Annotated in this window: 13 protein-coding genes, 2 tRNA genes and 1 CRISPR repeat array (1 of these 16 cut by a window edge); of the genes, 5 read left to right on the plus strand and 10 right to left on the minus strand. The window is 30.9% G+C overall.

Annotated features, from left to right (window positions below):
• A CRISPR array of direct repeats spans nucleotides 1-1,314; the repeat unit is 35 nt; unit sequence GTCTTAATCCTCTCGAAGCGAGGCTAATTTCTGAC; it begins 26 nt to the left of the window's first position.
• Nucleotides 1,315-1,637: 323 nt separating this feature from the next.
• The 8 genes from RBR53_06040 to RBR53_06075 form a co-directional block, all read right to left on the minus strand.
• Nucleotides 1,638-3,755, minus strand: coding sequence for a hypothetical protein (locus RBR53_06040; GenBank protein MDY0132213.1), 2,118 nt, complete (start codon nucleotides 3,753-3,755; stop codon nucleotides 1,638-1,640).
• The gene (locus RBR53_06045; protein ID MDY0132214.1) at nucleotides 3,752-4,843 is read right to left on the minus strand and encodes a hypothetical protein; all 1,092 of its coding nucleotides are present in this window, start codon (nucleotides 4,841-4,843) and stop codon (nucleotides 3,752-3,754) included. The genes RBR53_06040 and RBR53_06045 overlap by 4 nt, the downstream gene beginning before the upstream one ends.
• A 93-nt stretch (nucleotides 4,844-4,936) precedes the next feature.
• Nucleotides 4,937-5,848 carry a hypothetical protein gene (locus RBR53_06050; protein MDY0132215.1) on the minus strand — a complete coding sequence of 304 codons (912 nt, stop codon included), beginning with the start codon at nucleotides 5,846-5,848 and terminating at the stop codon, nucleotides 4,937-4,939.
• Between the two features lie 60 nt (nucleotides 5,849-5,908).
• Entirely contained in the window at nucleotides 5,909-6,706 is a 798-nt protein-coding gene (locus RBR53_06055) for an alpha/beta hydrolase (GenBank protein ID MDY0132216.1), read from the minus strand.
• A gap of 356 nt (nucleotides 6,707-7,062) precedes the next feature.
• Nucleotides 7,063-7,425 (minus strand): NifB/NifX family molybdenum-iron cluster-binding protein, encoded by a 363-nt coding sequence (locus RBR53_06060; protein ID MDY0132217.1) that lies wholly within the window; start codon nucleotides 7,423-7,425, stop codon nucleotides 7,063-7,065.
• A 25-nt stretch (nucleotides 7,426-7,450) separates the two neighbouring features.
• Nucleotides 7,451-7,834 carry a NifB/NifX family molybdenum-iron cluster-binding protein gene (locus RBR53_06065; GenBank protein MDY0132218.1) on the minus strand — a complete coding sequence of 128 codons (384 nt, stop codon included), beginning with the start codon at nucleotides 7,832-7,834 and terminating at the stop codon, nucleotides 7,451-7,453.
• 34 nt (nucleotides 7,835-7,868) lie between these two features.
• On the minus strand, nucleotides 7,869-8,255 hold the full coding sequence (locus RBR53_06070) for a hypothetical protein (GenBank protein MDY0132219.1): 387 nt from the start codon (nucleotides 8,253-8,255) through the stop codon (nucleotides 7,869-7,871).
• 211 nt (nucleotides 8,256-8,466) lie between these two features.
• Nucleotides 8,467-8,551, minus strand: a tRNA-Leu gene (locus tag RBR53_06075).
• Between the two features lie 152 nt (nucleotides 8,552-8,703).
• On the opposite strand from RBR53_06075, the gene RBR53_06080 reads away from it, so the two are divergent.
• The gene (locus RBR53_06080) at nucleotides 8,704-9,465 is read left to right on the plus strand and encodes an alpha/beta hydrolase (GenBank protein MDY0132220.1); all 762 of its coding nucleotides are present in this window, start codon (nucleotides 8,704-8,706) and stop codon (nucleotides 9,463-9,465) included.
• A 54-nt stretch (nucleotides 9,466-9,519) separates the two neighbouring features.
• Here RBR53_06080 and RBR53_06085 read toward each other — a convergent pair whose 3' ends face one another.
• A complete protein-coding gene (locus RBR53_06085) occupies nucleotides 9,520-9,801 on the minus strand; it encodes a peptidylprolyl isomerase (protein ID MDY0132221.1) in 282 nt (93 codons plus the stop codon).
• 179 nt (nucleotides 9,802-9,980) lie between these two features.
• On the opposite strand from RBR53_06085, the gene RBR53_06090 reads away from it, so the two are divergent.
• The 3 genes from RBR53_06090 to RBR53_06100 all read left to right on the plus strand — a co-directional run bounded on the left by RBR53_06090 (nucleotide 9,981) and on the right by RBR53_06100 (nucleotide 11,453).
• Nucleotides 9,981-10,065 (plus strand) — tRNA-Leu (locus tag RBR53_06090).
• 96 nt (nucleotides 10,066-10,161) lie between these two features.
• Nucleotides 10,162-10,386 (plus strand): hypothetical protein, encoded by a 225-nt coding sequence (locus tag RBR53_06095; GenBank protein MDY0132222.1) that lies wholly within the window; start codon nucleotides 10,162-10,164, stop codon nucleotides 10,384-10,386.
• 53 nt (nucleotides 10,387-10,439) lie between these two features.
• A complete protein-coding gene (locus tag RBR53_06100) occupies nucleotides 10,440-11,453 on the plus strand; it encodes a beta-ketoacyl-ACP synthase III (protein ID MDY0132223.1) in 1,014 nt (337 codons plus the stop codon).
• A 78-nt stretch (nucleotides 11,454-11,531) separates the two neighbouring features.
• Here RBR53_06100 and RBR53_06105 read toward each other — a convergent pair whose 3' ends face one another.
• On the minus strand, nucleotides 11,532-13,103 hold the full coding sequence (locus tag RBR53_06105; GenBank protein MDY0132224.1) for a glucose-6-phosphate isomerase: 1,572 nt from the start codon (nucleotides 13,101-13,103) through the stop codon (nucleotides 11,532-11,534).
• Nucleotides 13,104-13,219: 116 nt separating this feature from the next.
• On the opposite strand from RBR53_06105, the gene RBR53_06110 reads away from it, so the two are divergent.
• A complete protein-coding gene (locus RBR53_06110) occupies nucleotides 13,220-14,440 on the plus strand; it encodes a protein GlmU (GenBank protein MDY0132225.1) in 1,221 nt (406 codons plus the stop codon).
• The last annotated feature ends 3 nt before the right edge of the window (nucleotides 14,441-14,443 follow it).

Consider the following 14,443-nt stretch of genomic DNA (forward strand, 5'->3'; position numbering starts at 1 on the left):
ATTTCTGACCTGAAGTAAAACCTGAAGTAAAAACAAAGTTACGCAAAGTCTTAATCCTCTCGAAGCGAGGCTAATTTCTGACCCTCGTTGGCAGAAGGTAGTGCAGAGTGTTTTCTCAGAGTCTTAATCCTCTCGAAGCGAGGCTAATTTCTGACTCGCCTCATTGGCAGAAGGCCACTCTGAGGTCTACCGTCTTAATCCTCTCGAAGCGAGGCTAATTTCTGACTTAAATGAAGCTGAGGCAACTCCTCTTGAGGCAAGAAAGTCTTAATCCTCTCGAAGCGAGGCTAATTTCTGACTACACCTACGAAATCCAGGAGTGTAAGGGTGTTAGAATGTCTTAATCCTCTCGAAGCGAGGCTAATTTCTGACTAAGCTCGCCGAGAAATTAATGTCAGTGGAAGGCAAGGTCTTAATCCTCTCGAAGCGAGGCTAATTTCTGACGCTGAAATGCGTGTTTGCACGTGTGAAGTGACAAAAAGTCTTAATCCTCTCGAAGCGAGGCTAATTTCTGACCTCTCGGAGATTTACACCTCTACAAGCTGCCAACCAGTTCGGGTCTTAATCCTCTCGAAGCGAGGCTAATTTCTGACCAGTCTGCTCCCTAATCAAGAAGAAATTCTTAACTCCGTCTTAATCCTCTCGAAGCGAGGCTAATTTCTGACTTAATGTCAGTGGAAGGCAAGAAGCTTCCAGCTGACGTGTCTTAATCCTCTCGAAGCGAGGCTAATTTCTGACACTTGTTGAAGCTAAACCTATGGCTATCGAGACTGTAGTCTTAATCCTCTCGAAGCGAGGCTAATTTCTGACAGAAGCTATGTGGGTAGATACTAACGATAAAGGAGCTGTCTTAATCCTCTCGAAGCGAGGCTAATTTCTGACTATACTGGACAAAAAATAGAAAAAATATTCAATAAAGTCTTAATCCTCTCGAAGCGAGGCTAATTTCTGACTCAATCCTTGTTGCATTAAACCTTGAAAAGGTTGAAAAGTCTTAATCCTCTCGAAGCGAGGCTAATTTCTGACTTAATGGCTGGAAGGAGCAAAAGATTTAAAGATGAAGTCTTAATCCTCTCGAAGCGAGGCTAATTTCTGACAAAAAATCGAATTAAAAAACAAACATTTTAACAACTCAGTCTTAATCCTCTCGAAGCGAGGCTAATTTCTGACAAAAAAAAGATTACAAAATCAGAAAAACGAGAATTGTCTTAATCCTCTCGAAGCGAGGCTAATTTCTGACTACGAAAGACCTGCCTGTAGCTATAGCTGATGTATCCTAGTCTTAATCCTCTCGAAGCGAGGCTAATTTCTGACTCCTGCCTTTTGTATAGCTTTATTCATGCGGGTTTTCAAGGCCAAAATGAGACATCCCCTCAAATTTTAGCCTCCGTGTAGTTTTTACCCACCTTGAATTTCTCATAAAATCAGTTAAGGTGCTGAAATAATTAAACAAAGATTACTCCTCTGTGGATTTTGGTTGCTGTGTAAGCTAATGTATTGATTTTATTGTATATATCGAATTTAAGACCAAAATAATTTTAACATCCAAAATCCACCTCATATCTTTTTATATAACCACTTGAAATTAAAGACTTTTATTTGAGAGATTTTCAATATTCAATTGTCACAGAGCAAAATTACCTATAGGAAAAAGGAAAAAATTTTTCTTTATCTTCCCTTATATTTTTTAAAATTTCAATTGTTTTTTTCTTTGTAAATAAAATGGAAAAATGGGAATGGGAAAGTTTTAAAGCTGATTTTTTTATTGTTTCAAAAACTTCATCAGCCCATGAATTTAAATCTTCTAAAAGAACTAATTCAGATAAAGGAAGCAAGGCCATTACTCTAATTGAATCGCCGTTTACTTCGTCCAGACAGATTTTAAGACTTTTTTTTAACAGGTTTTTTGAATCATCTGATTTTTCAAGCATTAGACCAATTAGCCCCAGATTAAAAAACCAGAGCTGGGAAGGATGATATTTGTTTATATTTTCAGGATGGGAGTTTTTATATTTATCAAAATAGAATTTTTGGTATTGAATAGAATTTTTGATATCAATATTTTTGTTTCTTGAAAGAAAGCTTGCACACAAAAAATGTCCCCATTGGTCAAATTCTTTATTTACAGCTTCTGAAATACTGGAAGAATTGGAATATTTTAAAAAGTATTTCTCAGCCTGATTAAAATCCCCAGCATCAAGATAGGCAAAGCAAAGATAATTGAATTGTCTTTTTATATCATCCCTGAACTTTGAATTTTTAAGATTGGTTTCTCCTCCAAAATATTTTATTGCTTTTAAGGCAAATTCTTTTGTTTTATGAATATAATCTTTTCCGCAAAATCCATAGTTTTGTGCAATTGTTCCGCATAAAGCTGCAATTGTATCATCTGCTGCTTCAGGGATAAACTCACATTCCTCATGAAATCTTTTTTCCAGGATGTTTAAAAAATTCTTTATTGTAATCGGAATTTCTGGGTTGAAAATATATTTATCATGATTTGAATTTACAAGGCAGTGGTTGGTAAACCAGATAAAAGCATTTCTTCCTTTTCTTGTTTTCACAGCATTATTAATAAATTTTTTAGAAATTTCTATCCATTTGTTTTCCTGGGAAGGAATTCCTTTTCTTGAAAAAACAAGGGAAGCAGAAGAAGAAAACAAAAAAAGTAAATCAAAAAAAGGTGATTTTGAAAAAATTTTAAAATTGTTTTCAATTAAAGAAATTATTAATAATGCTTTTTCAAGGTCAGTGTTTGAACTTTTAATAAAATTTTTAATAAAACCTGAAAAAAGAGTTTCATTAAAAACTATATTTTCAACCAGGGATGTTTCTTCTGTTTTTTTTAAAACAGCTTTTAAAATATTTACAGGAACTGAATAAAGATAGGATGACAAAGCTTCAGCCGGAAATAAAATAAATTTAAAATATTCTTTTAAAAATCCTTTTTGAGAAGCCAAGGCCAGAGTTTTTTTAGCTTCTTTTATATCTGTGGAAGGAAGGGTTTTTAAATCTTTAGAAAGATTTTTATTTTCATAATAATTAATTGAAGGAACTATAAAAAACTTAAAGTTTTTATTTAAAATAAATTCCTTTTTTTTATTTAAATCCATTGTGTTTTGAGTTTTGCCTTCATCATCCAATACAGATGAAAAAATCAAATCATTTGGGTATAATTTGTTGTTTTCAATGGAAAAAAATCCTAGATAAAAAGATAAAGAAGCTGATTTGCCACCTAACTCAAGATTGGAATTGTATTTCAAACCTTCTATAAAAAAAGATTTTTTTGAATTTAAAAGTTTAAATGAATTTAAAACTGAATCTTTAAATTCCTTACTGCTATTATTTTTTATAAAATCTCCAAATATTATGTTTTTTTCTGATTCTATTTCAGAAATAAAAAAATAAATTAAATCAATTTGATTTTCATTTAAAAAAACACAGGGAATAAAAGTGTTTTTATCTAAAAACTTGAAATTAAATGAAAAAGTATTGCAAAAATAAATATTTGCAAACTCAAATGATTTAAGTTTATTTGTGTTTAATGATTCAAATAAAATATGATTTATAAAAAGGATGGTAAGATTTTTATCAAACTCTAATTTTTTTATATATTTTTTAAAAATTTCTTCATTGAAATCTAGATCAATGATTTTGAAAAAAGGATCTTCAAGAAAATTGATAAGAGTAGTTGCTCTTGATCTTGATTTAAGACAAAAATCTATTTTTTTAAGATTTAAATTATCTCTTATCAATTTGTATCAGTCCTGTACCAATTAAAAAACCAGATATTTTTTCCTTTTGAAAACTGAAATCTTGCTTCAAATACATTGGTTTCTTCATCAAAATCTGAAAAGATTGATTCTATTGTTTTTCCTGAGTTTGTCTGGAAAAGGGCATGGCTCCCTGAATAAACAAAATCTTTATTATCTGGCTCTGCTGTTCCAGTAATTATTAGGTTTTCATTTTCTATGAAATTATCTTCCAGATTTGCGTTTTGAAGTAAAATGTTTTTAATTTCTTCATTTTCAACTATTACAGAATAAAAATAAAAATTTATTTTTTCACTTCCTGCATGAACAATTGTTGGATTAAAATAAGTTGCCAATTCTTTTAAAAGCAGCTCAGGATTATTAATCAGATTGTCTTTTAAATAGATTTCATTGGAAATAAGTTTTTTTGCTTTTGTTTTAAGGGCTTTTGCAAGTATAAATGCCGGTGATGAGGTAAATTGTGAAGCACAAAACTTTTCTATCTTCCTAAAAACTTTAACTTCTTCCATGTTTTTATTTTTAAATCTGCTTTTTGACCAGATAGGAGGAGTTTCTGAATTGAAAAACAAATCTATATCAGTTTTAAAATCACTTAAATCACAAATAAAATTTGAAATAAGAGTTTTGTGAATTTTAATTTTGTTCCAGCCCTCAATTATAAAGGGTATAAAATCTGAAATTAAATCTGGAATAAAAAGGTCTTTTTCAGAAAAAATTTCTGTAATTGGAGAAACTAAAAAACATTCAAAAAAATCATCTTTTATTTTATCAAGATAAACTAAAGGAGGAACAAGATAGAAATTGTTTTTCCATTTCCCAAGCTCGCTTTTTAAAGAGGCAATTTCCCCGGGCTTGGGCTGGTAAATTTCAATTTCAGATTTAAAACTTTCTGCAAGATCAAAAAACGGATCAGGGGTTTTGTTTTTACACAAAGGACATGTTTTAAAATGGTTTAACACCTTTTCTTTAAAATAAGGATCCCTTATGGTTTGTTCATCTGGACACAACCTGAGTGAGACGGCTTCTTTAAGATATTTGTTTTTATTTATTTTATTATAGTCAATTTTCATATTATTTTTCCGGTTTATTTTATTTTTCCGGTTTATTTTATTTTTCCGGTTTATTTTATTTAACGGCTTTTTTTTGTTAATTTTTAAAATAAGTTAATTTTTATCAAGAATATTTTTTATTGAATTAATTATATCTTCTGCCTCATTGGGGTTAAAATTGTTTTTATGAAAAATTGATTGTAGTTTTTTAAGGGTCTTTTTTATAAGTGCAGTCAGTGCGGATTGAGAAGAATAGCCAAGCTCCCTTGAAACATCAGCTTTTTTTGTTTGAAACAAATAACAACTTAAAGCTTTTTGTTCTTTTTCATTAAATTCTGACAAAATCTGGTTTGCGATTAATTCAGAATCATCATAAATATCAGGAAGATTTTTGTCATGAATTTCAATAAAACTATTTTTATCATCAATTGAAACCCATGAATTTTCAAACATATTATTGGAAAAAATCCAGGCATTAAAATCATTTACATTAACAGCTGTTTTATTTTTTTTATAACCGTATTTTTCAACTTCATTCATAAAATGGAAAAAAAGATTTTTTAAATTTTTTTGTTTAACAATTTGATTTTCAATTCTAAATTCGTCGTTTTCAGGATAAAAAACATCATTAAAATCTATTGTATTTGAGTTTAAAAAAACAGTTGGGGATTTTGAGATTGAGAAATAAATAAAACTATCATAGTTTTTTGAAATAATTTCTTTAGATTTTTTAAAATCATCAATTATTTTCTTCCGAAGATAAAGAAAAAAACTATTGTCTTTTGTTCTTTCCTTATCTTTTAAATGATTTATAAATGCTTTTTTTAAATAAAATTCTTTGTTTGGAAGATTTGAAAGTTTTTTTGATAATTTTTGCTTATTTTCCAAAAGAAAAAGAGCAAGGTCAGATTCAAGCTCCATGATTTTTCGATTTTCATTTATGCCTTTGAATCTGGAAAAAATTTTTTTATTTGTATTTATTTCTTTATATAATGAAAGAGCTGCTTTGCTTATAAGTTTTTCCATTTGCTGATTTCTTTATAGTAAACATCTTTGTATTGGCTTTTGCAAATACAAGCTGATGAATTAATGAAAACTTTTTATAAAATCCACAATAATCTTATTAACTTCAGCTGATTTTTCTATTGGAGACATATGGCCTCCGTTTACTTTGTGATGTTTTATATCAGGTATAATTTTGGGAATAAAATTACTTATATCTACAGTTAATGAAGGACTATGTTTTCCTGAAATAAGACAAACAGGAAGGTCTATATTTTTATAAATATCAGAATGAAGATTTTCATCAATTGTTGCCTTATAATCAAGGGGCATTTTTTTAATACAAGTGGTAAAAATTTGTTTGATTTCTTTTGGAAGTCTTTGGAAAGTGCCTTCACCACTGAAAAAATCTATAAATTTAGCACTCCCTGTTTCAGGATTTCCAGAGGAGATATCATTTTCTATTTCTGAAATAAATTCTTTGGCCAATATATAAGTATCAGGATCTATTTCTCTTGAAACATGATTTAACATTGGTTCAAATACGCAAAGACTTAAATTTCTTTTTGATTGAAGGGTAGAGTATTTCATTGCAACAGCACCTCCGTAGGAATGACCTACAAGGTGAAATTTTTCATTTTTTTCTAAATTTGATTCAAGGATTTTTTCAATAAGCTCTATTTCATCATCAAGTGAAAAGCCTTTTGTTTTTTCTGGAAAAGCTGTTTGGCCATACCCGTAAAGATCTATTGCTATTACCTTGAAATCATTTGAAAGAATTTTTGAAAGATTAATCCATTGTTCTTTTGTACTCATGCTGCAATGAAGAAGAAGTACTGGAACTCCTTCTCCTTTAATAAAGTATCCTGGTAATTCAGCCATTTAATTTATATCTCCAACTAAGATAAATTTATAAAAATATTTATTGCTCAAAAGTCAAAACATCAATAATTTTAAATTACTTATTTATTGCCAATAAAAACAAATATAATCAATTATTCTCTAAATTTATATCTAGACTTGAATACAATTCCTTTAAACAAATTTCAACCCAATATACAAATTGTTTAATTTTAAGTTTTGCAATTTAATTTAGCCAGGGCAGAGGATAAAAATTTGTTTTTTTATAATTGGAAATTAAAGTTTAATGATTGTAAACAAAAAAACCCGATAAAAAATTATCGGGTTTTATTTTTACATACTCATGATTTTTATAATAGATACAAAAGAAAGAAATCTTATACCCATTGTCCTTCTGCATTGGGAGCATCAAGGATTTTGTATTTGCCGTTTTTAAAGTTTTCCACAGCTTCTCTTATTGTTCCTGATACATTATCACATGCCTTGATTTCTGCTGCTTCAAGGGTGGTAAATGCATTGGGTCCGCAATAACCTGTGAGAAGAACTTCTGCCTTATGTTCACTTATATCAGATGCAGCCTTGATTCCAGCACCTTTAAAGGCATTTCTGTTTTCTGAATTATCTATAACCTCAAATTCAAAAGTATCTGAGTCAACCACCAAAATAAATTCTGCTCTTCCAAATCTTGGATCAACTTCTGAATCAAGGGTTTTTCCCTTTGATGTTACTGCTATTTTCATAAATTCTCCCAAGTATTAATTTTTTTTAATGGCCTCCGCCGCCTCCGCAGACCTGATTGTCTGTGATTAAGGAAAGCTTACCTTTAATTAGATCTTCTACCACAGGTCTGATTTCAGCTCTTAGATCGTCATGAAACACATCAATTCCAACCTGCTTAAATCCCATCAAAGGTCTCATTCCAATTCCTCCTACAATAAGAGCTGTTACCTTATGTCCTGCAAGAAGATTTACAGGAACCATACATCCGCCTTGATCATGGGGTAAATTTTCTACTGTAGATACATTTTTTATTTCGCCGTTTTCAACGTCAATAAAAGTAAACACATCACAATGTCCGAAATGTCCGGCTCTTTGTCCGTCAAGTCCGCCGCTTCCGTTTGAAGGAACAGCAATTCTTCCGTTTTCCATAATTATAATTCCTTTTAAAATTTAAAATTGTTATTTATCGATTTGCACTTGGATTTAAAATCAGCTGAAGATAATCAAAAAGTCCCTGGGCTTCCTCTTTTGAGGGATTTGTGCTTATTTTTTGTAAAATCCCAAGCCCTTCTGTAAATTCATGAAAATCTTTGTCTGATAAATTACTTGCAAGAGCAGTATTTACCATTGCATTAATTTTAATAATTTCTTCAATTAAATTTTTACCCGGGAAATCGTCTGCAGTACTTTCATCACAGACCACAAGAGAAAAAAAAGTATTTTTCACAAGTTCTAAAACCTGATCTTTTCTTTTGGCAAAAAAAACTTTATAGCCTGGAGTCAAAGAAAAAACTGATTCTACTTCCTTAAACTTTTCCCTGTTCCCGCTTACAATCAAAACATTCTTCATTTACACCTCTTTGTTTATTATCAGGCATTCTAATAAAAATTAATCCGAAAAGTTCGGCTAGCCTAAAAGATAAGTACTCGTATACTCTTATGTCAAATAAAAATCAATATTTCTATTGAAGATAATTTTGGATTTTTTAAATATGAAGAGTTTATGGGTTTATTAGGACAGGAAATAAAAAAGCCTTAAACTTTACAGTTTAGGCTTTTTATGGTGCCGAAGAGAGGACTCGAACCTCCACGACTCGCGCCACCAGGTTCTAAGCCTGGCGTGTCTACCAATTCCACCACTTCGGCACAATCACAAAAAACTAACTATACTTTTGATTATAATTAGTCAAGGATTAAAAAAATTATTTTAAATTTTTATATGAATATTTGTAAAAAACCTGTTAACAATAAGCTTTGATGCTTTAATAATCAATCCAATTGCTGTCAGGAGAAAAAATATGAAAGAAACCATTGTTTTTATTCATGGGATGTGGGGAAGAGGTCTTCTTTTGGAAAATGTAAAAGAATTTTTTGAAAAAAAAGGGTATAATTGCATTTCTTTTGATCTTCCAGGACATAATCCCAATTCAGATAAAGATTTAAAAGTAGAAGATTACGGGTTTAATGATTTTGTTGATTATTCAGCAGAAATAATAAAAAATCTTGATTCAAAACCAATTGTTATGGGACATTCCATGGGAGGATTGATCGCCCATAAACTTGCAGAAAAAGGACTTGCTAAAAAAGCTGTTCTTATAACTCCAGCAACCCAAAGAGGAGTATTTAATCTTTCTTTAAGTGCTATAAAAGGATTTCTTCCTGTGGTTCTGATTCCTTTATTTTGGAAAAAACCCCTTGAACCCAGAAGAAAAATTTTTGACCATATATTTAATGAAATTCCTGAAAAAGAAAGAGACGTTTTTTTCCCTTATCTTGTTCCTGAGTCTGGAAAAGCTTTTTTTGAAATCAGTATTTGGGCTGCAGACCTAAACAAATCAACTAAAATTGACAATTCAAAAATCAATTGCCCTGTTTTTCAAATTGCAGGTAAAAAAGACACAATTATTTCATCCAAAGTTTTAAAAAAACAGGCAAAACTTATTTCAAAATATGTTTCTGATTTTAAATTTAAAATATATGAAAATCACGGACACGGAATTATCTGGGAAATTGGCTGGGAAGATGTTTGCCAAGATATTTACGATTGGATAAATCAATAATAATTTTACTATGGACTTTCCTTGAATTTTAAATAAGGAAGTCCATAAACTAATTTAGTCTGTTCTACTGATAACTTCAAGAAGATGATAACCAAAATCTGTTTTTACAGGACCTTGAACAACTCCTTCTTCGGCTGTAAAAACAACCTTGTCAAATTCAGGAACCATTTCTCCTCTACCAAATTCCCCAAGAAAACCGCCTTGAGCTCCAGATGGGCATTTGGAGTGTTTTTTTGCAAGCTTTGTAAAATCACCGCCGTTTTCAATTTTTTTCTTAAGATCATTACATTCTTTTTCAGTTGCAACCAGTATGTGTCTTGCTTTAGCTCTTGCCATAATTTTTTCCTTTTAAATTTAGAAATAAAAATTAAACCAAGGTTTAATTCAGTTAAATGTTAAAGATTAAAACATAAAAGCATAGATGAGATATTAGAAATTTAAATATTAATCAAATGAAATAAATTTACAGCTTGACTTTCAAAATTGAAAAGTATAGAAGTTTTTTTACAAGTTGTGCCGAAGTGGTGGAATTGGTAGACACGCCAGGCTTAGAACCTGGTGGCGCGAGTCGTGGAGGTTCGAGTCCTCTCTTCGGCACCATAAAAAGAGCTTAAAATTATTTTTAAGCTCTTTTTTTATTTGGAAATGTGAGATAATAATAATTTGGAATATAATCTTAATTTAAGGATCTAAAAATTGAGTTATAGTGCAAAAATAAGCAGAACAGGCGGAAGCGTAAAAAACCTGTTTGTAACAGGCAAAGATGAAACCAAGAGTGATTTGAGCTATTTTTGTGTTGAAGACAATGAATTTAATCCTGATTTGTATTCATTGACTAATCACGCAGAAATCAATTCAGATGATGACATTTTATCGGCCTGGCTTGACGGGCTGGCAGAAGAAGTCGAACAAGACGAATAACTAATTTACAAACTTTATTTTCCTAATCAAACCAAAAAGTTCAGGAGAAAAAAATGAGACGATCCATTATAAAAGGTACTGGCAGGTATATTCCCCCCCATTTGGTAACCAATGATGATTTAGCAAAAATTATTGATACCTCAGATGAATGGATTCAGCAAAGAACAGGGATTAAGCAAAGATACTGGATTGAACCAGGAAGTGTTACAGGAGCATCAGACCTTGGGCTTGAAGCTTCAAAAAAAGCAATGGACAAAGCAGGGTGGAAGCCCGAAGATATTGACCTTATAATTTTTGCAACCCTAAGCCCTGATATTTTCTTTCCTGGATCAGGAGTTTTTCTTCAGAAAAAACTTGGTTTAAACTCAACTCCAGCTCTTGATATAAGACAGCAATGCACAGGCTTTCTCTATGGGATAACAATAGCTGATGCATATATAAAATCCGGAATAGCAGACAAAGTTTTAGTTGTAGGCGCAGAAGTTCATTCAACTGGACTTGATAAAACAAACAGAGGAAGAGATGTTACTGTTATTTTTGGTGACGGAGCAGGAGCAGCCTGTATTGAAGCATTTGAATCAGATGAAGAAATCGGAATTTTAGGACATTCGCTCCACGCGGATGGTAATTATGCAGAAAGCCTTATGCTTGAACTGCCTGCTTCAAGATATTCTCCTGAAAGACTTACAAAGGAAATGATGGTTGATGGAAGAGAATATCCAAAAATGGATGGTTCACGAATATTTAAGCTTGCAGTAAGAAAACTTCCTGAAGTAACCTATGAAGTCCTTGAAAAAACAGGATACAAACTTGAAGACGTTGATATGATAATTCCCCACCAGGCAAATTTAAGAATCAATGAGTTTTATCTTCAAAAACTTGGTCTTCCCCCTGAAAAAATGTTCAATAATATTCAAAAATACGGAAATACAACTGCTGGAAGTGTTCCAATTGCACTTGATGAAGCTATTGAGCTTGGTAAAATTGATGATTCAAAGGATCTTGTTCTTATGTCTGCTCTTGGAGCTGGACTTACCTGGGGTGCTGTACTTTACAAATTTGGTTAAAATTAATTAATTTAAAAATAAGTTTTTTAGAGTAAAAATTTAAGGCCGGGTATAATCCGGCCTTTTTTTATAATTAACTTATAAATTTTTGCGTTTTGACAAAGCTTTCATATAATAATTGTCTCTTTGAGTTTTTTCTGGAAAAATATTATTGTTTAATGCGTTCTTTATAGTATTTCTTTTTTCATTGGCAAGGATTTTTCCTGTTTCAACTCCAAATTGATCAAAAGGGTTTATTTCCCACAAAAAACCTGCCATTACGGTTCTTGCCTCATAAAATGAAACAAGCTTTCCAATTGTCAAAGGACTTAAATCATTTATTGTTAAAATAGAACTTGGTCTGTTTCCTTTGCATATTTTTTCTGGTTCATCTGAATTTCTTCCAAAAGCAAGGGCATCGGCCTGGGCAAGAAGATTTGCAAAAAGTTCATCATTATTCAAAATGTTTTCATATTTATGGAAATTTTTGCAGGGAGGAGAAAGAACTCCTATAAATTCTAAAGGTATGGTTCTTCCCTGATGAAAAAGCTGAAAAAATGAATGTTGAGATTTTGTGCCTGTGTCTCCAAAAATCACCATTGAGGTATTGTGATTAAGGCTTTCATTATCCTCAGATAATGATTTTCCGTTACTTTCCATATAAAGTTGCTGAACATGTGCAGGCAGTTTTTCAAGCTGAAAAGAATAGGGAATTATTCCAAGCACTGAAAAATCAAGATATACAAAATTCCAAATATCAATAAGTGCGGAAATAAGAGCAAGATTGTCTTTTAAATCTGAATTTAAACAATGCTCATCCATTTGATTCATTCCCTTAAGAAACTCTTCAAACACATCAAATCCATAAACAAGGGAAATTGGAAGACCTCCAACAGCAGATGAAACACTATATCTTCCCCCAATTGAATCAAACATATGAAAAACTTCAAATTCAGATAAATCTCCAGGACTATTTTTTGATGTTACCCGTACAATATGTTCTTTTGGATTAAGATTTAATTGTTTAAGCTCATAATTTATCAAATCTTCATTAATCATTACTTCTCTTGTAGTATATGATTTTGAAATAATTACAAAAAGTGTTGTTTCAAAATCAATGGAAGACTTAACGCTTTCAATTTCGCAAGGATCACAGCTGGCAATAAAAAATGGATTAAGATTTTGTTTTTTGTAGGAAAGGGCTTTAACAACAAATTCTGTTCCAAGATTTGAGCCTCCAATTCCGATTACACAAATATTTTCAAACTTTTTTCCAGTTGATGAAAGAATTTCTCCCCTATGAATTTTGTTTGAAAATTCTTTTATCTGAGTTTTAACCCTTATAATTTCTTTAAAAAGAGGGTGGTTTGATTTTTCAGCCCGGCAAAGAGTATGAAGTGCAGGCCTTTTTTCTGTTTTATTTACGATTTCACCCTCAGCCATGGATTTAAATTTTTCAGCTATCTTTTTTGTTTTTGCAAGCTCAATTAAAAGCTCAAAACCCTTTGAATCTATCAGTTGCCTTGAATAATCTAAAAAAACTTCAGCACCTTTAGATGAAAAATCTTTAAACCTGTTGTTTTCAGAAAGAAGAGCAGTTAAGTTAATCCCGGAATCAAAAAAATTGAAGGAATGTCTGAATAATTTTGAATCAAGAGAATGGGGTTTCATAAAATTTACTCTCCATTTTAATTGATAATGATCTGTTTAATGCTAGAATGCTTTTCGCTTTAATAGCATTTTACTAATAAAAATCAACTTTAAGTTAAATAGGCAATGGTGAATAAATGAATAAGATCATAAATAAACTCATTGATAAAGGGGTGTTGATAGAAAACCCCAGCTCCGTTTTTATAGATGAAACTATTGATATAAACAATATTGAGCCAGGGGTTAAATTAAACCAGGGAACAAGATTGTATGGAAAAAACACTTATATTTCAAAAGGATGTATTGTTAGTAAAGAAGGTCCTGCTGTAATTGAAAATTGTGTTGCAGATAAAGATTGTGTTTTTGGTTCAGGATATTTTAATGGTTCTGTTTTTTTATCTAAATCAAAATCAGGAACAAATTCCCATGTAAGAAAAGGCTGTATACTTGAAGAAAAATCATCAATTGCCCATACCTGCGGAATTAAACAAACCATAATTTTCCCCTATGCCACTCTTGGAAGCTTGATAAATTTTTGTGACTGCATGCTTACAGGAGGAACTTCACCAAAAAACCACAGCGAAGTTGGAAGTTCTTTTATTCATTTTAATTTTACTCCAAATCAAGATAAAGCAACCCCTTCTTTATTAGGAAATGTTTATGAGGGTGTTTTTTTAAATAAATCCCCTATTTTTCTTGGAGGCCAGGGCGGAATGGTTGGTCCTTTAAGGCTTGAATTTGGGTGCACAAGTGCTGCTGGAACTATTTTAAGAAGAGATGTTCTAAAAGAAAACAGGCTTATATTTGAAAATATTCACAAAAATATAAATATAAACCAAACATCTATGATTTATCTTTCCATTAATAAAATTATAAAAAACAATTTATTTTATATGGCAAACCTTATTGCCCTTAAAAACTGGTATATTTTTGTAAGAACAAATTATCTTAATCCTAAAATCAATGAGTTCGCCATTAATACAATAGATTCTGCCATTGAAGAAAGAACCAAACAATTGAAAAAACTCTCAGATAAGGTTGAGTTAGGGTTAAAAATTTTAAAAAAAGATGGTAAAAATTCAAAACTTGTTGAATTAAAGGAAAATTTTTGTAAGAACACAAACACAATCTTTGACTTAATCATTGGTTTTTCTGAAAACAAAAATCTTTTTTCAAAAGGGCGTGATGATTTTTTAAACGAATTTGAAAAGGAGAATAATGGTCTCAATTATTTGGAAAAAATTCATTCTCTTGAAGAAAATACTGTAAAATCAGGTGTTTTATGGCTTAATCAGATAGTTGTTGATTTTAATGAAAAAATGTCAGAAATTTTAAACAAATTTGATCTGGGAAAATAAAAA

Source organism: Desulforegulaceae bacterium, from assembly GCA_034006035.1.
GTDB lineage: Bacteria > Desulfobacterota > Desulfobacteria > Desulfobacterales > JACKCP01 > JACKCP01.